Source organism: Moraxella catarrhalis (assembly GCF_001656295.1).
Classification (GTDB): Bacteria; Pseudomonadota; Gammaproteobacteria; order Pseudomonadales; family Moraxellaceae; genus Moraxella; species Moraxella veridica.
Genome location: NZ_LXHE01000002.1, coordinates 289,063 through 313,160, shown reverse-complemented (window position 1 = coordinate 313,160; position 24,098 = coordinate 289,063). Strand labels below are relative to the sequence as shown.

The 24,098-nt window shown below is 44.7% G+C and carries 23 protein-coding genes and 2 pseudogenes; 8 read left to right on the top strand and 17 right to left on the bottom strand.

Annotated elements, in window-relative coordinates:
* Positions 1-3 precede the first annotated feature (3 nt).
* A complete protein-coding gene (locus AO382_RS01470; protein WP_064617549.1) occupies positions 4-927 on the top strand; it encodes a lysophospholipid acyltransferase family protein in 924 nt (307 codons plus the stop codon).
* Positions 920-1,666: a hypothetical protein gene (locus AO382_RS01465; protein ID WP_064617547.1), complete on the top strand. Its 747-nt coding sequence runs from the start codon at positions 920-922 to the stop codon at positions 1,664-1,666. The genes AO382_RS01470 and AO382_RS01465 overlap by 8 nt, the downstream gene beginning before the upstream one ends.
* A gap of 46 nt (positions 1,667-1,712) precedes the next feature.
* On the opposite strand, the gene AO382_RS01460 is transcribed toward AO382_RS01465, so the two are convergent.
* From AO382_RS01460 to AO382_RS01445, 5 genes are all read right to left on the bottom strand, one after another.
* Positions 1,713-1,922 carry a tautomerase family protein gene (locus AO382_RS01460; protein WP_064610821.1) on the bottom strand — a complete coding sequence of 70 codons (210 nt, stop codon included), beginning with the start codon at positions 1,920-1,922 and terminating at the stop codon, positions 1,713-1,715.
* Positions 1,923-1,996: 74 nt separating this feature from the next.
* Positions 1,997-3,127 carry a YbfB/YjiJ family MFS transporter gene (locus tag AO382_RS01455; RefSeq protein ID WP_064617545.1) on the bottom strand — a complete coding sequence of 377 codons (1,131 nt, stop codon included), beginning with the start codon at positions 3,125-3,127 and terminating at the stop codon, positions 1,997-1,999.
* Between the two features lie 201 nt (positions 3,128-3,328).
* Positions 3,329-4,051, bottom strand: a complete 723-nt coding sequence (locus tag AO382_RS01450) for a nitroreductase family protein (protein WP_064617544.1) — start codon at positions 4,049-4,051, stop codon at positions 3,329-3,331.
* Between the two features lie 27 nt (positions 4,052-4,078).
* The gene (locus AO382_RS10850) at positions 4,079-4,246 is read right to left on the bottom strand and encodes a hypothetical protein (RefSeq protein WP_167366915.1); all 168 of its coding nucleotides are present in this window, start codon (positions 4,244-4,246) and stop codon (positions 4,079-4,081) included.
* A gap of 154 nt (positions 4,247-4,400) precedes the next feature.
* Positions 4,401-5,891 carry a DUF3360 family protein gene (locus AO382_RS01445; protein WP_064617542.1) on the bottom strand — a complete coding sequence of 497 codons (1,491 nt, stop codon included), beginning with the start codon at positions 5,889-5,891 and terminating at the stop codon, positions 4,401-4,403.
* 327 nt (positions 5,892-6,218) lie between these two features.
* Between AO382_RS01445 and AO382_RS01440 the strand changes: the two genes are divergently transcribed.
* The 4 genes from AO382_RS01440 to AO382_RS01425 are packed head-to-tail and all read left to right on the top strand — an operon-like array spanning position 6,219 to position 9,000.
* Positions 6,219-6,404: a DNA gyrase inhibitor YacG gene (locus tag AO382_RS01440; RefSeq protein WP_064617540.1), complete on the top strand. Its 186-nt coding sequence runs from the start codon at positions 6,219-6,221 to the stop codon at positions 6,402-6,404.
* 35 nt (positions 6,405-6,439) lie between these two features.
* Positions 6,440-7,618, top strand: coding sequence for an aspartate aminotransferase family protein (locus tag AO382_RS01435; RefSeq protein ID WP_064617538.1), 1,179 nt, complete (start codon positions 6,440-6,442; stop codon positions 7,616-7,618).
* Between the two features lie 21 nt (positions 7,619-7,639).
* On the top strand, positions 7,640-8,539 hold the full coding sequence (locus AO382_RS01430; RefSeq protein WP_064617900.1) for a threonine/serine ThrE exporter family protein: 900 nt from the start codon (positions 7,640-7,642) through the stop codon (positions 8,537-8,539).
* Positions 8,539-9,000 (top strand): threonine/serine exporter family protein, encoded by a 462-nt coding sequence (locus tag AO382_RS01425; RefSeq protein ID WP_064617536.1) that lies wholly within the window; start codon positions 8,539-8,541, stop codon positions 8,998-9,000. Before AO382_RS01430 ends, AO382_RS01425 begins: the two co-directional genes overlap by 1 nt.
* 162 nt (positions 9,001-9,162) lie before the next feature.
* Here AO382_RS01425 and AO382_RS11360 read toward each other — a convergent pair whose 3' ends face one another.
* Together AO382_RS11360 and leuA are read right to left on the bottom strand one after the other, a co-directional pair.
* Entirely contained in the window at positions 9,163-13,044 is a 3,882-nt protein-coding gene (locus AO382_RS11360; RefSeq protein WP_064617534.1) for a hypothetical protein, read from the bottom strand.
* A gap of 374 nt (positions 13,045-13,418) precedes the next feature.
* Positions 13,419-15,131 (bottom strand): 2-isopropylmalate synthase, encoded by a 1,713-nt coding sequence (gene leuA / locus AO382_RS01415; protein WP_064617532.1) that lies wholly within the window; start codon positions 15,129-15,131, stop codon positions 13,419-13,421.
* Between the two features lie 195 nt (positions 15,132-15,326).
* Here leuA and AO382_RS01410 point away from each other — a divergent pair, with 195 nt between their 5' ends.
* Complete coding sequence (locus AO382_RS01410; protein ID WP_064617530.1) at positions 15,327-15,803, top strand: Lrp/AsnC family transcriptional regulator; 477 nt, start codon at positions 15,327-15,329, stop codon at positions 15,801-15,803.
* A 40-nt stretch (positions 15,804-15,843) separates the two neighbouring features.
* Here the strand turns inward: AO382_RS01410 and AO382_RS01405 are convergent, their stop codons facing one another.
* From AO382_RS01405 to AO382_RS10605, 10 genes and pseudogenes are all read right to left on the bottom strand, one after another.
* Positions 15,844-16,554 (bottom strand): ATP-binding cassette domain-containing protein, encoded by a 711-nt coding sequence (locus tag AO382_RS01405; RefSeq protein ID WP_064617528.1) that lies wholly within the window; start codon positions 16,552-16,554, stop codon positions 15,844-15,846.
* Positions 16,538-17,474: pseudogene (locus tag AO382_RS11405) on the bottom strand (ABC transporter permease subunit). The gene AO382_RS01405 and the pseudogene AO382_RS11405 overlap by 17 nt, the downstream one beginning before the upstream one ends.
* 75 nt (positions 17,475-17,549) lie before the next feature.
* Complete coding sequence (locus AO382_RS11355; protein ID WP_309544252.1) at positions 17,550-17,798, bottom strand: ABC transporter permease subunit; 249 nt, start codon at positions 17,796-17,798, stop codon at positions 17,550-17,552.
* A 176-nt stretch (positions 17,799-17,974) separates the two neighbouring features.
* Positions 17,975-18,199 (bottom strand): hypothetical protein, encoded by a 225-nt coding sequence (locus AO382_RS11350; RefSeq protein WP_309544253.1) that lies wholly within the window; start codon positions 18,197-18,199, stop codon positions 17,975-17,977.
* Positions 18,192-18,527, bottom strand: coding sequence for a hypothetical protein (locus AO382_RS11345; RefSeq protein ID WP_309544254.1), 336 nt, complete (start codon positions 18,525-18,527; stop codon positions 18,192-18,194). Before AO382_RS11345 ends, AO382_RS11350 begins: the two co-directional genes overlap by 8 nt.
* Positions 18,528-18,529: 2 nt before the next feature.
* Positions 18,530-19,087: a manganese efflux pump MntP family protein gene (locus AO382_RS01390; protein WP_064617526.1), complete on the bottom strand. Its 558-nt coding sequence runs from the start codon at positions 19,085-19,087 to the stop codon at positions 18,530-18,532.
* Positions 19,088-19,128: 41 nt separating this feature from the next.
* Positions 19,129-19,920, bottom strand: a complete 792-nt coding sequence (gene gloB, locus AO382_RS01385; protein WP_064617524.1) for a hydroxyacylglutathione hydrolase — start codon at positions 19,918-19,920, stop codon at positions 19,129-19,131.
* A gap of 149 nt (positions 19,921-20,069) precedes the next feature.
* A pseudogene (locus AO382_RS10955) lies at positions 20,070-21,467 on the bottom strand (extracellular solute-binding protein).
* Positions 21,468-21,914: 447 nt separating this feature from the next.
* The gene (serC, locus tag AO382_RS01375; protein WP_064617898.1) at positions 21,915-23,006 is read right to left on the bottom strand and encodes a 3-phosphoserine/phosphohydroxythreonine transaminase; all 1,092 of its coding nucleotides are present in this window, start codon (positions 23,004-23,006) and stop codon (positions 21,915-21,917) included.
* A gap of 392 nt (positions 23,007-23,398) precedes the next feature.
* Positions 23,399-23,554 (bottom strand): hypothetical protein, encoded by a 156-nt coding sequence (locus AO382_RS10605; RefSeq protein ID WP_154806247.1) that lies wholly within the window; start codon positions 23,552-23,554, stop codon positions 23,399-23,401.
* Between the two features lie 71 nt (positions 23,555-23,625).
* Here AO382_RS10605 and AO382_RS01370 point away from each other — a divergent pair, with 71 nt between their 5' ends.
* Positions 23,626-24,087 (top strand): hypothetical protein, encoded by a 462-nt coding sequence (locus AO382_RS01370; protein ID WP_147286446.1) that lies wholly within the window; start codon positions 23,626-23,628, stop codon positions 24,085-24,087.
* Positions 24,088-24,098: the final 11 nt, after the last annotated feature.

Sequence of the window (24,098 nt, the reverse complement as noted above, 5' to 3'; positions counted from 1 at the left end):
TCAGTGCTTGGCTTTTTAAGATATGTACCGCTGTCAGTCCTGCATGGATTGGCAGCGTGTGCGTCTTATATAGCCTATCATTGTCAGCTTAGCATTTATCGCAGCATCCAAGCCAATTTAATCTTGGCTCACCCTCAGATGCCGGACAAGCAGCGGCAAAAACTGACCAAACAAATCCTAAAAAATCAGCTCATCAGTGCAGTCGACAGCCTTAAAACTTGGGCAATGCCACCAAAATGGTCTATCGCACAAATCAAAACGGTTCATCATGAAGATATCCTAATCAAAGCACTTACCAATCCCAACGGTATGCTTGCCATTGTACCTCATATCGGCACTTGGGAGATGATGAATGCTTGGCTCAATACCTTTGGCTCCCCTACCATCATGTATAAGCCCATCAAAAATGCGGCGGTAGATCGCTTTGTTTTACAAGGGCGCGAACGGCTTAATGCCAGTCTGGTACCTACGGATGCCAGCGGTGTTAAGGCAATTTTTAAAACACTCAAAGAAGGTGGCTTTAGTATCATATTGCCCGATCATGTGCCTGATGTGTCAGGTGGTGAGATCGTCCCCTTTTTTGGGATTGAGACCATCACCAGTACGCTAGCCCCAAAGCTTGCCGCAAAAACTGGCTGTGCTTTGGTTGGTTTAAGCTGTATAAAACGTGAAGATGGTGATGGTTTTGAAATTTTTTGTTATGAATTAAATGATGAACAACTTTATTCCAAAAATACCAAAACTGCAACCGCTGCTTTAAATAGTGCGATGGAACAAATGATTTATCCACATTTTTTGCATTATATGTGGAGCTATCGTCGGTTCAAGCATACACCACTATTAAATAATCCTTATTTACTTAATGAAAATGAGCTAAAAAAAATAGCCATCGAGCTTCAAGCCATGTCAAAGGATAGTTATGAGTGATACCAACTATATCATCTGTATGAAATGGGGTACCAAATACGGTGCCGAATATGTCAATCGCTTATATAATATGGTCAAGCGTAATCTGACTTTACCATTTACGATGGTGTGTCTAACCGACAACAGTACAGGTATTCGTGATGAAATCACCTGCTATCCCATCCCAGAGCTAAATTTACCAAGTGATATCCCAGAGCGTGGCTGGAAAAAACTCACCACTTTTAAGCCTGACTTATATGGGCTAAAAGGTACGGCACTGTTTTTGGATATTGATATTGTTATCATTGATAATATTGATGCTTTTTTTACTCATAAAGCCCAACATGATGACAGTGTGATGATTATTCGTGATTGGAAGAAACCATGGCGAATGGTGGGCAACAGTTCAGTATATCGCTTCAAGGTTGGGTATCATACTTATCCGCATTTATTGGAATATTTTGAGCAAAATTTTGAGAAAATCCGTAAAGAGGTTCGCCATGAACAGGCATTTTTGTCAAATTATCTGAGAGAGCATCACCATTTGGAATATTGGGATCCATCTTGGTGCGTAAGCTTTAAATACCACTGTCTACAAAAGATTCCTATGGCATATTTTGTACCGCCTAAAAAACCTGCCAATGCCAAAATTGTGATCTTCCATGGGGAAATTAACCCACCTGATGCCATCACGGGTGGTGGCGGTAAATGGTATCGGCATGTGCTGCCTAGCGACTGGATCAAAGAAGCGTGGCAATGAGGCACCAATACAGTAGCTGGCGCATTGACGCCTCAATCATCTAACCTTATTTGGCAAGCTTACGCACTTCGGTAATGGTCTTGCCGCCCAAACCATAGTTATCCATATCAACTTCATCGATGACGACGACAGTTGTGGCAGGATTTTTATTCAAAACGCGCGCAAGCAGTTCGGTCACGCCTTCGATGATCTGCTGCTTTTGCTCAGTAGTGGGCGCTTCGCTGCCCCCTGTGACTTTGACATTGACATACGGCATATCGCCCTCCTGTGTTGACGTTGTTCAAGAATAAAGTTTTTGTTTAAGAATTTAACGCATTTAAAATCCTGCAACTAACCTTTTTTCCAAGCAATGAGCGCACCCAGGCTCAGCGCACAGGCTGCTAAGACCAGCGAAGCTTGAAAATCATGTGTCCACTGATAAAGCTTTGCTGAAATTAGCGGACCGATGATCTGTCCTGCGCTGTATGAGACCGTCACAATGGCGATGAGATTTTTACCGCTGTCCTTAGCCAGCTGCTGTGCGATCGGCATCACCAAAGTGACCGTACCCATAAACCCACCTCCAACAAGCACAGCGCTTAGCAGATATCCCCAAGTATTAGGCAAAATTAAAGGCAGTATCACGCCCAGCGCTTGCATCGCCATATTCAAAGTCAGACTTGTGCGACTACCAAACCGCTGACGCAATCGATACCAAATAAAACAAGACGGGATCACACTCAAGCCAAATGCCGCCCAAATATGACCAATATTAGCCTTAGGCAGCGCCATTTGGACCAGCAGTGGCAGGTAAGTGGCTGTGATGATATAACCAAATCCTGCCAATCCATACACCCCAATCAAGGCATTGGCGCCAATGCGCGTATCTGGCTGCCGGGCTGCGGCTTGATCTCCCTGCCCAAAGCGTCTGTCAAAAAATAGCCCATGTAAGACGCTTATCATCACCAAAACTGCCACTGCGCCCAGCACCAGCCACATCATCGGTGAGTGCCATCCTTGACCGACCGCCCAAACCACGCTTTCTGCCGATAGCGCAATGCCCAAGCCCACACCAGCGTACATCATGGGCGCGGCTTGCGGCAGATGACGCTGCCCCAAAAGCCACATCGAAGTTGATACGATCCCCAGCGCGCTGAGCACACCAGCCAACAGACGCACAAAAATAATACCAAAGCTTGACTGCACAAAATATAAAGCTGCCAAGCCAATCACTGTGCCAAGCAATGCAACGAATGCCATTTGGTGTGCTTTGGACGGCTTAATCCGTACCGCCATCAAAGCCCCGATCAAATAACCCACATAATTTGCCGAAGCTGCCAAGCTGCCCTGCTCAATGCTTAAAATTCGCTCACTCACCATATACGGATATAAAGCGGTATAAGCAAAACGCCCAAAGCTCATCACGACAGCAAGCATGAATGCTGCTTCAATGCCATTTTTGAGTGCTTGATGAGAGATCATAACAATAATTTATATGGAATTTAAACTCATTGTATTTCATCAATAATAAACATACAAATATTTTGTATCATTTTATAAATTTATAATCAGATGACATTGACTTGTCGCTAAGTTTGATTAATGATTAATTAATAAAAAAGTAGCGTAATTAAAGATATTTAAAATAAAAAACCTTCTGCAAAGCAAAAGGTTTTTATTTGGTTAAATCTGCCGATAAACTTCCTCAAAAGGCACACGAAAACGCTCACCCCAAACCCCTTTTTCGGTGCGGTAGCCACATGAGATGATCATATTAACTTCGGCATCTTCGGGTAAATTGAGTAAACTGTTAACCATTTTACTGTCAAAGCCTTCCATCGGACAAGTATCAGCCCCTGCTGCACTCATGGCAAGCATGAAAGTTTGGGCAGCCAAGGCACAGCTTTTATGCACCATGATCCGCACATCGGTAGCAGAGACACGGTCATATACAGGCTTGAATTTTTGGATGGCTAAAAATGCTGCGCTGCGCAAACTTGACACGCCAAATGTCGTGCGATAAATCGTTGGCATCAGCACGCCATAATATTTCTCCATGCGTTTAATGCGCGATGCTTGACGCTCAGGCGGACTATAGGTCTTGATATTATTTCGCTCAAAAGACAGTACCGATTTGGCTCTTTGGGCATATTTATCTTGGCGCGTCACAAAAACAACCATTTGTGATGCACTGGCAGCCGCTTGCTGTGACAGGCAAGCTTTGGCAAGCTTTTTGAGCATATCGACATCGGTAATGTGATAAAATTCGTATAGCTGCATATTTGAGCTACTGGGCGACAGCTGCGCAAGCTTTAGGCAATCGACCACCAATACTGGGTCTAGCACCCGATTTGAATCATAATCTCGCACCGCACGGCGATGATCAATAACGGCTTTAAAATCCATATATCACCCATTGAGTTGTGAGTAAAATTAACGCTTAAACATATCCGCTTGGCGATTTTTTTTAACATATTCAATCATGCAATCGCGCAGTAGCTGACTTGCAGTACGATTATTATCTCGCGCCGCTTGCTTGAACTGCTCGACCAAATGCTTGTCTACGCGCATATTAAAAGTCGTCTGCTCGCTTTGTTTCATGAAAATCTCCAAGGCTTTGATTATTAAAGAGTTAAATCGCACAATTTAGCATAATTGCCTTCATTTTGCAATGACTGGGGCTATACACCATCTTTATGAGTCATAAAAAAAATCGCCCCCAATCAGTGGAGCGATTTATGGAACCAGTCAAAACTCAGAGTCTAAACTGCGGTAATAACGCAGGTATGCCTGGGAACATACCAACGGCAGCCATGACAGAACAAAGCACGATAAATCCTACCAATGGGATGACCACACGACCTGATAAACCAAGCTCGACGCTGCGCTGCTTGTCCCCGATCAAACCCAAATTATCCAGCATCATTGTCAATGACCAGCCAAAGACTGGATTCACCAGTGCAGACGCAAAGACAACAATCGCCGCCGACTGCGTGGTCTTACCCTTACGCGTCATCTCCATGCCTGCTTCAAGTAGCGGCACAAACACCGCAACAATCAGTGCAACTGACAACACAGGCTGCCAAATTGCCAAATCCATCGGATAACCCCAAATACTCGCAACGATACAAAAAACTGCGGTCAATACAGCGCCAGCAGGAATCGGACGCTTAGCGATCGCCGCAGGTACAATATAAGTCCCCCATGATGACGCAAAGTTTGCACCACCTAGGATCGAGCCTGCTGCTTGACGAGTGGCGGCGCTGATCATGGTATCGTCGATATTCATGTGCGTGCGCTCAGTATTCGGTGGATAGCTGATTTTTTGAAATACTTGATGACCCAAAAAGTCAGGCGACCACATCGCAACAGCAAGCACCGCAAAAGGGAACACCACGATGAACGCTTTTAAGTCTGGCAATCCCATCGTCCAGCCCGTTGTCTCGCCCCACCAATACATTGGGTTTAGCGGCGGCAATCCAGGCTCAGTCTTAAACTCAAACGGTGCACCAAATGCAAAGGCGATCACACCCGCTAAAGCACAGCCAATTGGCACAGCCAGCCATCTTTTTTGATAATTTTCAAGGAGTGCGTACATGACAATCGTTGCAATGATGATGATAAATGCCAAATGCGGCAGTCCAATCGACTCAGACCACGCCATCATGTTTTTGACTTGAGCGATCAATCCCACAAAGCCCAAATACAGCAAAAGCCCCCCAGCCACACCGTTACTGGTCAGCTTAGCAAGCAATGAGCCACCCTTAAATAACCCAAGTAATATCCCAAATACACCAATCAAAAGACCAAAAGCCAATGGATGACCACCTGCTGCCACCACCAGTGGAATCAGCGGAATCAAGGGTCCATGTGTTCCAGCCAAATTCGCTGTCGGCAATAAAAAACCCGACAACAGCAGCACAAATACCGCCGCAATCAACATCTCATAACGCACGTTTTCTAAAACAAATGCCTCGCCAAGCCCCAACGGCGCAGCAAATGCAGCCGCCATCGCACCCACCATCACAATCTTACCGATGGTACCTGCCATCGCAGGGATGGTGTCTTCTAATTCAAAGCGGTAATCACGAAAAGGTAGGTTTGCACGCCAGCGACGCGGTTTCATGATTTGTAATTCGTGTTTTAGATAATCATCACGCGTCTCAAAACTTGAGCTAGGACGATGCAGTTCACGGTATGATTTGTTTAAAATATTATCATCGGTGACTGGATTTGAATCACTCACAATATTCTCCTTATTATTGCTATTGATTAAATTCGTCTGCTGTTGCAGTTTTTAGTCTTGTTCTAAATTGATCGCGTGGGATTATAGCTTGCTTTAATATTTCTGTCATGTATTATTTTATGAATTTGATAACTTTAAAAGCAAAACAGATATATTTTGCAAAAATGGCATAAAGTGTAGTTATCATTGGTATTAAGTGGCATTTTTATGCAAATTTTGTATAATCATATAGACAATTTAAATTATCATGTCAGCCATTCGAAGGATTTGGCTGCTTAGTTTTGCCAAATTATGATAAAATACACATTATTTTTAGTATCATAAATTATGACCCAAATCACCTATCCATGCCCAATCTGTCAGACACCAACCACATGGTCTAACAACCCAAACCGCCCATTTTGTTCAAAGCGCTGCAAGCTCATTGATTTGGGTGCGTGGGCGTCTGATGAGTATTCAATTGCAGGCGATGAGCTGTCATTGCGTGAGCATGATGAATCATCAGAGTATTAAAACTATCTTTAAATTAAAGACATTAAGGACGCTTCATGAACAGTCACATCATGCCCACCTATGCCCGCCAGCCCATCAGCTTTGTGCGTGGCGAAGGCTCATACCTATACACTGAAGATGGTACGGCTTATTTGGATGCCTTGACCGGCATTGCCGTATGCGGTCTTGGGCACTGCCACCCTGCCATCACTCAAGCCATCACAGAGCAGGCTTCTAGTTTGGTGCATACCAGCAACCTATTTGGCATTGACTGGCAAGAAAAGGCGGCAGATAAGCTGTGCCAAGCTGCCGGCATGCAGCAGGTGTTTTTTGCCAATTCAGGTGCTGAAGCCAATGAATGCGCCTTAAAAATCGCTCGCCTTTATGCGCACAATCAAGGCAAAGCTAAGCCTAAAGTCATTGTGATGGAAAACTCATTTCATGGGCGTACGCTTTTGACAGTCTCTGCCACTGCCAATCCTAAGGCGCGTGCCGGCTTTTATACGCTTGATGATGAATTTGTGCGCGTGCCTTTTGGGGAGGCTGATGCAGTGGCGGCACTGTCTGGCGATCCAGATATTTGTGCGGTGCTCGTTGAGCCGATTCAAGGTGAAGGCGGCTTACACACCCCCCCTGATGATTATTTAGAAAAACTGTCAAAAATTTGCAAAGACAACGACTGGCTTTTGATGTTGGATGAGGTTCAAACGGGCAATGGTCGCACGGGCAAATATTTTGCTTATCAATATTCAACCATCGCACCTGATGTGCTGACTACCGCCAAAGGCTTGGGTAACGGCTTTCCGATTGGTGCTTGTATGGTGAACAACAAAGCCGTTGGGCTATTTGGTGCAGGCTCGCATGGCTCAACCTATGGTGGTACGCCGCTTGGCAGCCGCGTAGTATGCGCCGTTTATGACGTGCTTGATGAGGCGATCATGGATAATGCACGCACCCAAGGCGATGCCATTCGCGCGCACATTGTGGATAAATTTGGCGCACAAGGGGTCAGCGCACGAGGACGCGGGATGATGATTGGCTTTGCCATGCCAAAAGAGGTCGATCTGACCGAGGCTGTCAATATCGCTCGCGATCAGCACCACTTGATCATCAATGTCACGGGCAGCAATGTCATTCGCTTGTTACCAGCGTTGAATTTATCAAAACAAGATACCGATTTGCTCATTGATAAAATGACTGATCTTTTGGTGGGATTATTCAATCAATCTCATTGAAGTTTAAATATGAGTGATGCCATGCCAAAGATCGAAACCATCCAAAATCGCCCAATGACAAACTCAGCCGACGAGATGCCCAGTATTTTATTTGATACGCATACCAGCCGCCTAAACTATGCTCAGCAGCAACGAATCACCCGTTTATGTATCCGCTGTGCTTTACTACTCATGCAATATGGTGCAGAGTCTGTGGTGGTTGTCGATTTAACAAAGCGGCTTGGGGCAGCACTTGGGATTGATGGTGTTGAGTGCGGTTTGTCATTGAATGCGGTCACCTTAACCACTTTATATCAAGGTCGGTGTATCACAACGGTGAGAAATACAGTTCATCAAGGCATTAATGTCAGTATCTTAGTCCAAATTCAGCAAATTATCTTAAGTGCCGAAAATCATCAAGCCAATCAATCTCATTGTTTAAACACTCAAAGTCACGACGCATGCATCGGTAGCATAGAACAAGGGTTTGATGCCATTTACCAAACTGTCTATTCTAATCATTTGGTATCATTTTTTGTGGGCGTCTCATGTGCCAGTTTTGCCTATTTAAACGGTGCAACATTGGTGATTGCCCTGATTACTTTAATTGCCAGTTTTGTTGCAATGCGATTGCGTATGTATCTTTTAAAGCAACATTTTAATCCTTTTGTCGTCGCTATGATAACAGCATTTACCGCAACTTTATTGGCAGCTTTGGCATATTTTTTAAATTTAGGTGCTAATGCTGACATTGCTGTCGCTGCCAGTGTACTATTACTTGTGCCAAGCTTTCCTATTATTAATGCGTTATCCGATATCTTAAAAGGCTATATGAATATGGGCGTGGGTCGATGGATGTTTGCAACCATGCTGACCCTATCAGCCTGTGTTGGGATTGTGATGACCTTGATTTTTCTTAGAATTCCACATTGGGGACTATGATGGGCATTATCGAGATTATCCAAACAATTGTATTGTCATGCATCATTACTGTGGGCTGGTGTTTAATGTTTACATTACCAAAGCAATACATTAGACATTGTATGATGGTAACAGCACTGGGTTTTGGTTTAAAACAAGTGATGGTAATTTTTGGTGTGCATTTGGTTGTGGCAACATTCTTTGGAGCAATGGCGGGTAGTTTTTTGGGTGTACATTTTGCTCAGCGTCATGGTCTGCCACCCAAAGCTTTGATTGTACCTAGCTTGATTTGTATGATGCCAGGGATCGCTGCCTATAAAGCCATGGTCAGCATGGTGCAAATTGGTTATTTTGGATTTGATATGGATTTATTCATTGTGATGATGCGTCATTTTTTTGAGGCAATTTTTATCATCTCAGCATTGGTTTTGGGACTGTCCATTCCAGGTATTTTATTTTATCGTCGCAAGCCGATTGTTTAGCAGTTTTAATATCTCTTATTTTAATATCTCTTATTATTACTCAGCTTTGGCTTATGATACTACATAAAATTTAATATAATTTTTTTTAGATAAGTTTTTTAGATAAAAATATGGTCTGTATAAACAGACCATATTTTTTGATACAGCAGTTAAATTTAGGCTCTATTTCCAGCGGTAACTGCCACCAACACCACCAGATAATCCACCTGCATCTGACCAGCTTAGACCAATCTTATAAGTTGATTTTCCTGTATCACTTGACCCAGCTGCACCCAATGATACTGCAGCTTGACCATTATGATAACCTGAACCAAATAAGACATGATGCTCACCTGCTCTATTGGGAGATGGTAAAGTTGCAATTGCGATAGCATTCGCAATACCTCCAGCCGTTTGACGCTCAACAGCACTAATACGGCTATTAAAATACTGACCTTGCTCTTTTAGTGTATAACCTAATTGGTCAATCTTCTGATCCTGACGATTATTTGTCTCATCAATTCGATTCAATCGATTATTTTGAATAATAAGCTCTTGCTTGTTGGTAGCAATACCAGCTTTATTTTTCTCAATCTCAAACCCATTGACAACAGTTCTATTAACATTTTGCTCAATAGCGGTTTTATTGGCAGTGATGTCAGTTTGGTTTTGAGCGATTAATGCGTCTTGTGCTTCACCTTGCTCAATCAAAGTATTTTGATTTTTGGTGAGCGTTTCAAAGTTTGCATCGGCATCGGCTTTATTTTTAGCAATACGATCAGTATTCTCAGAGCCTGCTTTTGCCAAGGTTTTGATATCAGAGCCATGCTGATCTTGCTGTTGTGCTAACTCATAGATATTGTTGATGTTATTATCAATATCAGCTTTGTTTTTGGCAATGTCAGCTGTGTTTTTATCAGCTTGTTCAGCGATTGCATTTTGCATGTCAACAACATCTTTGATGTCGTTTTCGTGTTGCTGTCTAAACTCCTGTATGCTCACACGGTTGGCAAGTGTGTCTGTTTTAAGATTTTCGATCTTTTCAATATTCTTGGCAATATCTGCTTGGTTTTTAGTGATGTCAGCTTGGTTTTGACTGACACCTTTCTCCAAACTCTCTACTGTCTTTGTGTTTACGCTTAGCTTTTTATTGACGGCTGTGGCCAAAGCATGTAGCTGTGAGCCGTTGACGGCATCTGTTGAGGTGGCACTGATATTACCTGCACCAACATTGACGATTTGACGCTCACCGCCTTCACTACCCACAGAAACTACGCCGTTTTCAGCTTTTGATGTGCCTGCAAAATTTTCTAGGGTTAAGCCGTTCACTGTGGCACTGCTAACAGCAGTCGCCTGTTTGCCAGAGGTTTTATTACCTAGCAGTACTGAGCCGCTTTGTGCATTTGTTGTGTTAGAGCCAAGAATAAAGACATCTTTTTGACCGTCTGCAACGGTATTATTAGAGCCGATGGCTGCTGAGTTTTCACCATTGATGATGTTCTTTTTACCCATGGCGATGGCGTTTTCGGTGTTGGCTTGGTTCTCTACACCTGCTGCAAATGAACCTATACCTGTGGCTTGGTTGCCATAACCACCACTAACGGTAGAATACTCGCCTATGGCTTGGTTTTGTTCACCACCACTAACGGTAGCATTATCCCCTGATGCTAAGTTTAGCTCACCACCTGCGACAGTAGATCGGTCACCAAACGCCTCATTTTGATGGCCACCACTAACGGTAGCATTATTCCCTACTGCACCATTTAAAAAACCACCTGCCACAGTAGAATGACTACCTATAGTAGAGTTAAACTCACCGCCACCAATGGCTGAGCTTTCGCCCTCTGCTAGGTTATCACGACCACCAGCGATGGCAGAATGATCACCTGTGGCTCGGTTCTCTACACCTGCTGCAAATGAACCATTACCTGTAGCTTGGTTATCATAACCCCCTGCAACCGTTGAGTTACGACCTGTAGCATGGTTAAGCCTACCGCCACCAACGCTAGAATAAGTACCTTCTGCTTTGTTAGCATCGCCTCCTGATATGGTTGATTGCTCGCCTGTGGCTTGGTTGCCAGAACCACCACCAATGGCTGAGCTATTGCCTGTGGCTTGGTTTTTAAAACCACCTGAGATGGTTGCACTTATATTTGTCGCTCGGTTTTCGCTACCACCTGCGATGGTTGAGTAAAGAGCTGTGGTTTGGTTTTCAGAACCGCCGCCAATGACTGAGCCTGTGGCTGTGGTTTGGTTGTCAGCACCACCACCAATGGTTGAGCTGTTGCCTGCGGCTTGGTTTTTAAAACCACCTGAGATGGTTGCACTTGTGCCTGTGGCTGTGGTTTGGTTTTCAGCACCACCACCAATGGCTGAGCTGTTGCCTGCAGCTTGGTTTTTAAAACCACCTGAGATGGTTGCACTTGTATTTGTGGCTTGGTTTTCGCTACCACCTGCGATGGTTGAGTAAAGAGCTGTGGTTTGGTTTTTAGAACCACCAGCGATGGTTGAGCCTGTAGCTGTGTCTGTAGCTTGGTTCTTACTACCGCCTGCGATGGTAGACCAAGTACCTTCTGCTTTGTTTTCGCCACCGCCTGCAACAGTTGACTGAATGCCTGTAGCTTTGTTTTGAATACCACCACTAACGGTTGAGTACACACTTTTGGCGTGGTTGCTTTGACCGCCTGCAACCGTTGAGCCGCTGCCTGTGGCTTGGTTATGAATACCACCACTGACGGTTGATCTCTCTTTTGTGGCTTGGTTTTGATGACCCCCGCCGACGGTAGAATACTCGCCTGTGGCTTGGTTAAAAGTGCCTCCCGATACAGTAGCGTGATTTTTTGTGGCCTGATTTTCTTCACCGCCTGAGATGGTGGTATTTTTAGCCGTTGCACGGTTTTTCAAACCGCCTGAGATGGTGGACTGTTCGCCTGTGGCTTCGTTTACCAAACCCCCTGCAACCGTTGAGTTATCACCTGTAGCTTGGTTAAGAAGACCGCCATTAATAGCAGAGTAATGGCCTGTGGCTTGGTTCATCGAGCCACCACCGACAGTAGAATAAGTACCGTTTGCTCGGTTAACTGAGCCACCACTAACGGTAGCGTTGATGCCTGTGGCGTGGTTGCTACTACCACCACCCACAGTTGAGCGTATACCTGTCGCTTCATTGTACTCACCGCCTGAGATGGTTGAGCCGTCAGCTGTGGCTTGGTTTTGGTTGCCGCCTGCGATGGTAGCATGCTTGCCTGTGGCTTGGTTTAGCTCACCACCGCCAATGGCAGATCCATGACCTATTGCAAGGTTAAATTTACCACCAGCGATGGCAGAATGATCACCTGTGGCGTAGTTTCGCTCACCGCCTGCGATGGCCGCACTTCTACCTGTGGCTCGGTTTTGGTTACCACCAGCGATGGCAGAATGATCACCTGTGGCGTAGTTTCGCTCGCCACCTGAGACAGTTGAGCTTTTGCCTGCAGCTTGGTTATCACGACCACCACCGACGGTCGCAGTCTCACCTTTGGCGATATTTTTATGACCACCACCGACGGTAGAGCCACCGCTCATGGCTTGGTTTTTGCTACCGCCTGAGACGGTTGCATCTGTTTGCATTGCTTTATTAAATTTACCGCCACTGATGGTAACGGCATTGATGTTGTCGTCGTCTGGGTGTTTGATCTCATTACCATAGCCGCCTCCGATGGTGGAGGCTATGGCTTTACCGATTGTATTATTTTTACCACCTGAGATGACAACACATTCAGCTTTTGTTTCATTATTAGTTGGACGGCGATCCCAAAAGCGTTCACGAGGATCAGGATACCTAGAATTATGTACATTGCTACCAGTCCTATAGCAATCCAAATCATAACTACCACTATAATCACTATAACTACCACTAGAATCACTATAATGTACCGATTGTGCAGACGCTGTATTTGATATGCCCAATATTCCAGCAATTAATAAACTGCCCAAAACCGCTTGACGCACATGACCTTTGGCAAATTCAGAACACGCCACCGAGTGACCTGCGGCATTTTTTTTCACTTTATAAATTTTATTCATCTTAGTCTCCTAATTTAATGACTGGGGTCTCCCCCCCCTTCATTTATTAGGGGCGTGGTACATCAGATGGGGCATCCACCAAACCAAACTTACCGTTTATATGACGATACGACGACAACATGGCGACAACGGAACTTGATTGCTATCGCTAACTGGTTATCTCAGACTGTCATTATGTTTAGCCGTAGCAAACATCTTACTGTATTGTATCGCTATAGTCAACTTTTATATGTTGATATATATTGATATATTTCATTAAATATACAACCATCAGTTATTTTAATTATTGACTCACATGCTGATGATCATCATTATTAGGTAGCCTACTAAATAAAAAAAATCCTGCCATCATGCAGGATTTTTATTAGGTCATATTACCACGCCTGCGCCAAAGCGGATAATGCACCTTTTAGCATGGCGGATACGGTGCTATGGCAAGTGGCGATACCTGAATAAATCTGCCCCTCTACCGACAGCTGGATATAAGCGGCGGCGGCGGCATCGGTTTGGTTATCTGTATCGATTTTTTGATGGGCTTTGTTATCAATGGCGTGTTCGGCGTAATTGGTGACATGAATTTGTCTGCCTGTGGATTTCACCAAGCCATCAATGAACGCAGATAACGCACCATTGCCTTGACCAATCACCTCAAACACCTCTTCAGGTGCAGCCACTTGACCTTGGAAGCTGACCGTACCGCCTTTATTGCTGATGGTGTAGTCGCTTAGGCGGAATTTATCTTGCTCAAGATACGCTTGGGTAAAAATTTCAAGCAGCTCATCAGTTTTTAGTTCACGCGCCATACTTTCTGCATAAGCCTGCACCACACGGGCAAAGTCAATCTGTGTCCAGCGTGGTAAATTAAAACCAAAGTGCCGCTGCAAGATATACGCAGCGCCGCCCTTACCTGACTGGCTATTAATCCGCACCACATCTTGATAGCCTCGACCGATGTGTATTGGGTCGATGGGCAGATATGCCACATCCCAATGCTGCTGAGTCTCGGGGTGTTTTTCATTATAGTCTAAAGATTTTTTGATGGCATCTTGATGTGAGCCACTAAATGCCGTAAAGACAAGTTCACCAACATAAGGATGGCGTGGATGTACTGGCAGATTGTTACATTCGCTGACAATTTGTACAATGTCGCTCACCTGACTCAAATCAAGCTCTGGGTCAATGCCTTGGGTGTACAGATTCATCGCCATAACCAAAATATCCATATTGCCCGTACGCTCGCCATTACCCAAAAGCGTGCCCTCGATGCGGTCAGCCCCTGCCATCAATCCCAGCTCAGAGGCCGCCACGGCACAGCCACGGTCATTGTGCGTATGTAGACTGATGGTAACATGCGGGCGTGCTTTTAGATGTCGGCAAAAATATTCCACTTGGTCGGCATAGATATTTGGCGTCGATGCCTCGACAGTGGCAGGTAAGTTTAAAATCACTTCTTGCCCAGTGTCAGGTCGCCAAATCTCACAGACAGCGTCGCACACCTCAACGGCATAATCGGTTTCGGTTTGGCTGAAGCTTTCTGGCGAATATTCAAACACCCACTGCGTCTCTGGATAGTGTTTTGCCTTATCACGCAGCATGGTCGCACCATCGATGGCGATTTGTTTAATTTGGGCTTTATCCATTTGATAAACTTTATCTCGCTGCACTTTTGAGGTGGAGTTATACACATGCACAATCGCACGGCGTACCCCTTTAAGTGCCTCAAAAGTTCGATCAATCAAATGCTCACGCGCCTGTACCAAGACTTGTAAGGTGACATCATCAGGCACAAGACCCTCTTCAATCAAGCGGCGTGTAAAATCAAACTCAACTTGTGCCGCTGATGGAAAACCAATCTCAATCTCTTTAAAGCCAATCTCTACAAGCAGTTTAAAAAATTTTAATTTTTGTTCGATGCTCATCGGATCAATCAAGGCTTGGTTGCCATCACGCAAATCAACACTTGCCCAAATTGGGGCTTTGGTGATGGTCTTATCAGGCCAAGTGCGGTTTTTAAGCTTAGGGGCAAACGCAAACGGCTGATATTGATTAAAATTAAACGCGGGATTTTTTGGGGTAATGTGTGGCATAAAAGCTCCAAAAAGTTTATTGACTTTTAGATATTGAATAGTAACGATTTTGATGGCTTAATTGTATCAAATATCGTATAGTAATTTTTACTTATTTTGATATTTATTACAAGATATTTTAGATGATTTTGCTAAAAATATGCTAATATATAGTAAAAATAACCATTATTTCATCGCTATCTTTGGATAATCCATATGAGCCATATCACCAAACAGACCGCCTTAGATACAACCGATCAAAAAATACTGCGTATACTGACCGATGATGCTCGATTATCCATCGCAGAGATTAGCGAACAGATTAATCTATCGCCCACGCCCACCATCCGCCGAATCAGACGCCTTGAGGATGATGGTGTCATCACAGGCTATCACGCTGCTACCAATCCTACGGCACTTGGCTACACTTTATCGGTCTATGTTGCGGTGAGTATGGATAAGCATACCGCTGAGCGATTTTATGAATTTGAAAGCCAAATCCAAAATTTTGACGAGGTGGTCAGTTGTAGCGTCGTGACAGGACGCAGTGAAGATTATTTACTGAAAGTATTGGTCAAAGACATGCGTCATTATGAAGAGTTTTTATTACATCGGCTCAGTAAAATTGAGGGCGTAAGCCAGCTACATACCAGTTTTGTTTTAAGGGAGGTGTTTCATCGTTCTGCCGTTTAATATGATCTAAATTTAAATCAATTATCTAAATCAATTATCGTTAGTCTATCATCTCAATGATGCGGTGGCATATCGCGCTTTGGACAGATTCATCATGGCTAATTATCATCATAGATGTATGATAAGTTTGATTGATGCGCCTAAGTAGCTTGAGCAGCTGAGCGATGACGATACGGTCTAACATCGCTGTCGGCTCATCTAAGATCAGCACCGAAGGCTTGGCAAGTAATGCACGCACCAAGCACACTCGCTGACACTCACCCCCTGAGAGCTGATCGGAATAGCACTTAAGTACCTGTTTTGGCAGCTGACATTGTTCAAGCAGCTCAATCATCACAGATTTGCGCGATTTTTTGGGGGTATTAAGCCGGCTTAAGACAACATCAAAGTGCTTTGCGATCGTATGAATTGGGTTAAATGCCGCTTTGGGTTCCTGAAAAATATAGCCAATCCCTTGACCACGAATGGGCAAAAAGGCCGTTTCATCACCTTGTTTGGATAGCAAAATTGGCTGATTCTCTAAGACGGCAAGCCTTGCCTTAGCTTGAAAATCAGACGGCAGCAGCCCCAGCAGCGACAGCATTACAGTGCTTTTGCCGACACCTGAACGACCGACGACGCCCAAGATTTCGCCAGCCGACAGCGTCACTGTCAAGCCACTGATCAGCACACGATCGCCTAAGCTTAAGTGATAATCTTGAAGCACCAAAATAGGCAGATCATTTGGGTTTTGCTCATCTGTCAAGTGCATTTCTTAAGCCTTCCCCAATAAAAATTAATAGCGACAAAACCACTGCCAAAGCAATAAAACCCGACAAAACCAAATGCGGTGCGTCCAGATGGTTTTTGCCTTGTGCCAAAAGCTCGCCAAGGCTTACCAAGCCCATCGGCAATCCCATCCCAAAAAATCAAGGGTGGTTAGGGCAGAAATATTAGCCACCCCCACAAAAGGCAGTTGTGATAGCACCAGTAAAAATGTACTGGGTAAAATGTGCCTATAAAATGCGCCTATAAATAATCACCCACGCAGGAACACCCAAATTTTGGGCGGTGAGCACATAATCCAATCTTCGTGACTGCAAAAAATGCACCCGAGTCAGCGAAACCAGCGACAGCCAACCAAAGCTTAGCAGCAATAAAAATAGCACCGTCAATGAAGGCTCAAAGATACTTGCCAAAATGATCATGACAAACAGCTGCGGCAGACCAATCCAAATCTCAATGAGTCTTTGGCCAAATAAATCGGTTAGCCCACCAAAATAACCCATCAATAAGCCTGCAAGCACCCCAAAATACTGCCAATCAAAGACAGCCCCATGCCAAATATCAGCGATATACGCAGCGCATAAAGTAGTCGTGCCAGTACATCTCGCCCCACTTGATCTGTTCCCAATGGATGCGCAATGTCTGCTCACCGTACTTTATGAGAGGCATCCACAGATCGCCATTTTGATGGATTAATTTTAATACTGCAGGATCATGGTAATTGGTCGGCGTTTCAAAGTCGCCCTCAAATCTTGTCTCAGGATACGCCTGCAACATGGGCAACAAATGCTCACCTTGATAATGCACATACAGCGGCTTATCATTGGCAATCAGCGGGGTGCATAGTGATACAATCAAAATCAGCACAAATAAACACAAAGAAACCAAAGCCAAGCTTCTGAGCACACAACTTTCGCCAAATGACTGCGATTCGGCTGATTGGCTGATTTTTTGTGGGTAAATCATTTGGCAAATGATACATCAGACAGCCTCAAAGTCCACTCTAGGATCAATCATGCGATACAGCACATCAAAGATGAGCTGCACCACCATTGAGATGAGCGTAAAGAGGTATAAAATACCAAACATCAATGGATAATCTCGCTGCATCACCGCCTCATAACCCAAATGCCCAATGTCATCAATACCAAAAATAATTTCAATCAAAAAATTCCCCGAAAACAGCACACCCACTACCGCCGTCGGCAAATGCGACATCACGGGCAGCATGGCTTATCGAGCTCTACCATCACACTAAATTTGGTCAAATAAGCAATGCCAGCAATAGAACCAAGACTACCAGCAAGTACTGGTAAGCTTAGATGCCAAAGCAAATCTTTGATTTTGTCAATCCAGCCAAGCTGCTCAAAATTTGGGGAAACCACGCCTTGAATGAGGAAAATTTGCTAACCGCTCGAACCAGCCAATAAAACCAGCAAAAGCACCGCAAGCATAAATACCGGCAAAGCATGTAGCACCGCCAAAACCGCCGTCAACACAGAATCGCGCAACGACCGATGATGGCGCACCTTGTACAGCCCAATCACAATTCCAAAACCATACATCACTATCAGGCTCAAAACTCCCAATAAAATCGTGATTGGCATTTTTTCTATAATCAGCTCAATCACCGCCCTGCCCTGAAAAAAAAGACTCGCCCAAATCAAAGTAAGCAAAATTTGACATCATCAGCCAAAAACGCTCGATCAAAGGTAAATCATAGCCAAAGCGAGCGTTCAGATCTGCAAGCATCTGCGGTGATAGACCGCTCGCCCCTTGATGGTTGATATTGGCAAGCGCAAAGCCCTGAGCAGCTAAAGCTTGTTGTTCATTTTGGATTTTGGTCAGTTGATATTCCACCGGTCCACCGGGCACCATCTGAACCATGATAAAATTGATACATAAGATCACAAACAAGGTCGGCAGCATCAGCGCCAAACGCTTTAGGACATAACGCATTATCACCCCGTCAAATGACTGTAAAGAATATAAGTACCAATGGCGATCAGCATCAGCCCGCCCAAGATCATTGCGCGATTACCAAAATGTGCACCAAGTCGCTGCCCCAAAGTAAGTCCCAGTGTCGCCATGATAGTCGTTGCAGCGCCAATCAATGCCGCAGCCAGCCAGATATTCACCTCCAAAAAGGCAAGCGAAACACCGGCCACGGTTGCATCAATACTAGTGGCGATGGCGGTGACGAACAGCCAAATGCCGGTTTGTGATGAAGACTCAGCGCTTGGTTCGCCCGTCAGCCCTTCATAAATACAGCGCACACCCAAAGCGAACAATAAAATAAATCCGATCCAGTGATCGACACTTTGTATCCATTGTTGCGCCAGACGACCCATCACCCAGCCTAGAATGGGCGCAACCGCCTCTACCAAGCCAAAGACCAATCCTTGACGCAGCGCTTTGGCGAACGTCATATCACGAGTTGCCACGCCTTTGGCAATCGCCACAGAGAATGCATCCAGCGACATACTCAATGCCCAAATGATCAGCACAATCAAACTCATAAACCGACCCTTGGGGTGATGATTTTATCATTCATCACTGATTAAAAATTGTTTTTCTTTTCGCGCAGCCATGTAAATACCGACAGCGCAGTATCTTGTGCCAAATGATGCTTGGCAGCAAATTCTTTGGCTTTTTGGGCATCGCACGCTTGCAAAAACACATTGATTTTCCGTTCGTGCTCAAGGGTCACAGGCAAAGATATTTTACCTGCTTGACGCAAGGCTTTGACTGCTTGGGTCACCTGATCGATCATCGGCTGAGCATCATCTGTCGCCACACTCTGAGCAAACTTAAGATTTGATAGCGTATATTCATGCGCAGGATAAAAAACCACCCCATCGTCCATCTCATTAAACCTGCGCATACTCTCAAACAGCTGCGCCATCGTACCTGTGAACACTCGCCCGCAACCTGCACTAAACAGCGTATCACCACAAAATACACGCGTTTTTTGGTCAATATCCGCCACATAGCTTAAATGACTGTCTGTATGCCCTGCGGTGCGCCAAACTTTAAAGGTCAGACCAATCACGCCAACTTCATCACCTTCATCCACCAAATTGACAAAAGACAACTCTTTAAAGCCGTGATCTTCATGCGCATACAAAGCACAGTCTTTATAAACATTCAAAATCTTACGCACGCCGCCTGTATGATCATCATGATGATGCGTCACCAAAATGGCACTGGCTATCAGCTGATGCCTGTTCAAATAATCAAGCACTTCTTGGCTGCTGCCTGGATCGATGATGATCGCTTGGGTGTCATCATGAATCAGCCAAATATAATTATCCTCAAAAGCTGATACCGCTTGAATCTGATAATTTTTCATCATTACACCTTTACTTTATTCAAAAAATTTTATTGAAAATTATTCATACCACCAATAATCCAAACCGATGCTGCTACTGGGCAGACGGTCAGGATGATGATAGTTATTATAATACATCACATCAGTGGTTGTTTTGCCATACCAAGGGATCATATACCCCCCGCCAGCAGCAGCCGATCGAGCACTCTGGCATGGCGCACGATATCCGCCCGAGTGTCCGCTTGGGTCAGCCGATCGATCAGCTGATCAATGGCGGCACTTTTTATACCGATGGTGTTTTGATTGCCGATTTCATCAGCGGACGCGCTACCCCACAGATATGCCTGCTCCGCCCCTGGAGCATTGCCCTGCATAAACCGATCAATGATCATATCAAAATCATAATGCCGCTTACGATGAATATAACTGGCATTATCCACGCGTCGCAAGCTGGCTTGAATGCCCAGCCGCTTAAGATGAGTAATATACGGCAAAATAATGGCTTCATACTGATCATCCACCAATAAAATCTCGATACGCACAGGCTTTCCTGACGGATCGATCAGATGACCTTGCCGATAACCAAATCCTGCCTGCTCAAGCAGCGCTTTGGCTTTTAATAAATTGCTGCGATTGATGCCATCGTAGGCGGAGATGGGCTGTTTTGGTACGCCAATTAGCGCGGATTTTTCATCATCATTTAAGGGTAAGCTGGATAAAATTTGGCGCTCCATCCCATCGGGCTGACCTTTGGCTTGGATTTCAGAGCCAAAAAAATAGCTGTTTAATCACTCATACTCGCCGTATAAAAGCTGTGCATTCGTCCATTCAAAATCAAACGCCAAATTCAACGCGCGGCGCACGCGAATGTCTTGAAATAGCGGCTTTCTAAGATTCATCACCAAGCCCTGCATCAGCACGGGATTATCATTTGGGATAGCGGCTTTTAAAATCCCATGAGCAGCGTTTGGCTCAAAAGTCGCCCAACGCTTGATATCATTTTCGATACGAAAGCGATAAACTCCTGATTTAAAGCCTTCAAAGGCGATCGCTTCATCAGCGAAATACACATATTCAATGGCATCAAAATTAAATCGCCCTTGATTGACCATGATATCTTGCCCCCAATATGACGAGTCTTTGATATAGCGGATGCGGCGTGAAGGCTCTACGCGGTCTAGGCGCTAAGGACCGCTGCCCATGAGCGGCGTTAAGCTGATTTTATCAAAATTTTGAATGATATCATCACGCGCAAATACTGGCATCAAACCGACCGTCGCCCCCAAGTCAGTCGACGCCGAGGGCGTAAAGTAAAATTTAACCTGATGAGTGTCTAGCACCTCGATCGCCTCAATGCCTGACAAAAACGCCCGCCAAGACATCAAGCCTTTTGATAAGATGGCTTGATAAGTCGCTTGCACATCATGAGCCGTCACTGCACTATCATCCCAAAATCTGGCGTCTGGATGAATGTGATAAATAATCCAGCTGCGATCATTTGGATCAAAGCTCACCTTGTCAGCCAGCTGTGGATACAGCACAAAAGCTTCATCAAGCGATCCTGCCATCAAGGTGTCGTACAAATAAAAAGTGCCCGCCGCTGGCACACCTTGATCAATGAAACTATTTAGACTATTAAACATGCCGATCGCTGCCATCGACAGTGTGCCGCCTTTGGGTGCATGAGGATTGGCGTAGGGTAGATGCTTAAGATGAGCATATTGGGCACTATTATTAAACGCCAAAACTGTCTGAGTCTGCAGCCGATCGGTTAAATGACTGTCGCGCCGAGCCTGACTAAGCGGCGCAGGATCAAGCGTATTTAAAAATCCTGGTTGGGCGTTTGATGATTTGGTATCCGTATCTTGAGATACCGACTGGTTGGTTTTATGATTAGAAGAATGATCATCGTGGTAGCCACAGCCATATAAAGCCGCCATGAATACCAAAAACCACGAACCAAGCCATGCGATTCGTGGTTTTTGCCAAACTCTAAAAGCCAAGCACATCAATGATCAGCCGTGCTTACGCTCAAACTCTGCCATAAATGCCGTCAGTGACTGAACTTGCTCCAGTGTGATGGCGTTATAAATGCTGGCACGCATCCCGCCCACCGCACGATGACCTTTTAAGTTTAACAAGCCTGCTTTTTTGGATTCTTCCAAAAACAGCTTATCCAAACTGTCATCCGCCAAATGAAACGGTACATTCATGATTGAGCGATATTTTGGATTGACTTTATTATCATAAAAATCGCTGCCATCGATGGCGGCATACAGAGCATCAGCCTTAGCGCGATTGACTTTAGCGATCGCTTCGACACCGCCTTGCTCAAGCAGCCACTCAAACACCAGACCTGATAAATACCAGGCGTACGTCGATGGCGTATTAAGCATAGAGTCATTGGCATGCTGATTTTTATAATTCATCACTATCGGACACCATGCGCTGGCTTGATCTAGCAAATCTTTACGAATGATGACCAAAGTCAAGCCTGCTGGACCGATGTTTTTTTGGGCGCCTGCATAGATGACACCAAATTTATCTACCGAAATCGGCTCAGATAAAATACACGATGACATATCCGCTACGATGGGCGCCTCAACTGTCGGCACATCAAACATCTGAACACCATGAATGGTCTCATTTGGGCAATAATGAAAATAGCTTGCACCTTCGGTGAGCTGCCAAGTGCTTGGATCTGGCACATCGCTAAACTGGGTTTCGCTGCCTGTTGCGACCAAGTTAACTTGACCAAGACCCAATGACTCATAGCGCTTGGCTTCTTTATAGGCTTTATTTGACCATGTGCCCGTCTCAAGATAATCCGCCGTCCCGCCGTTCATCAGATTTAGGGGGATTGCTGAAAATTGCAGTGATGCTCCGCCTTGCAAAAACAGCACAGCATACTCATCGCTGATACCCATGAGCTGTCTCAAATCAGCTTCGGCTTTTTGAGCCATCTCAATATAATCTGTACTGCGATGGCTAACCTCCATCACCGATGCACCAAGACCTTGCCAATCAAGCATCTCAGCTTGAGCACGCTCAAGGACAGCGGTTGGCATGGTGGCAGGACCAGCACAAAAATTTGCAAAACGAGTCATATTATTATCCTTAAAAAAGACGCCATAAATCATCATAGTATATCATGAAAATTTATGGCATTTGACGGTATTTAAACATTTCATCAGTAAATATCCTTAAATAAGGCTTCATCATTTTTTATAAGTAATCGCTTAGGATGACAAGACCAAAGCTTGGTAGCTTTTCATTTAACTGACAAATTTGCAAAATCATTTTCTATTTTTGTAGGCATTTTCGCACTATTAAATTATGACAATTATGTTAAAATTTCACGCTGCTTAAGTTACCAGTCGATGACTGATTATTTAAAGTCTAGACCAGCAAAAATACAGCGATCAGACTGCACAATGTATAAGATGCGCAAGCCAATTATCAGCACTATGATTATGCAGTAAGGATTTTAAGATGATTTTTAGACATAAACACATGAGTACTGATGGGTGGTTTTGGGTTTTGTTGTTGTACGCGGCGGTGCTGTCTGTACCGTTTGCGCCCTATTTGCCAAGAATTTAGTTTGATGAATATCAGCTAATTGAAAATCTACAATGCCTGCTGCTGATTTTGGCAACTCTTTGCTCGTTTTATCTGTCTGGCAATCGCTTGAGTCAGATGGATCAGTAGTTGTGGCTTGGGGTGGGTATGGTATTTTTATTGCTTGTCATCCGCGAAACCAATATGCTGCGCGGAGTTTTATATCCTGTTGATGCGATTTGGTTTGGTATCAGCAATCGCACTTATACGCATTTTGTTATGGGCGCGATCGGTCTGACAGCGCTTAATTATCTGATCAAAGGCAAAGCTCAGAGATGGATCCCAAAAGGCGCAAGCTTTAGACTGATGATTCTATCTGGCATTGTTTTATTATTGCTAAAATATATTGGCGAGCACGCATGGCTGAATTTGGGCGATTTGGGTATCATTGTCGAAGAAGGCAGCGAGCTTTTGATGTATGTCGCGATGTGGGTTGGTGCTTTGATGTATGGCAAGCCCAAGATCGGTCAGGCTCTTGATACCTCATCACTCCATGCCCACGGCGAGCAAATACCTATCAAGCAAGGTGAGCTAGACTGCGGCGGCATTTTCAAAAAGCCTTGCCATTAAAATATTCTGAT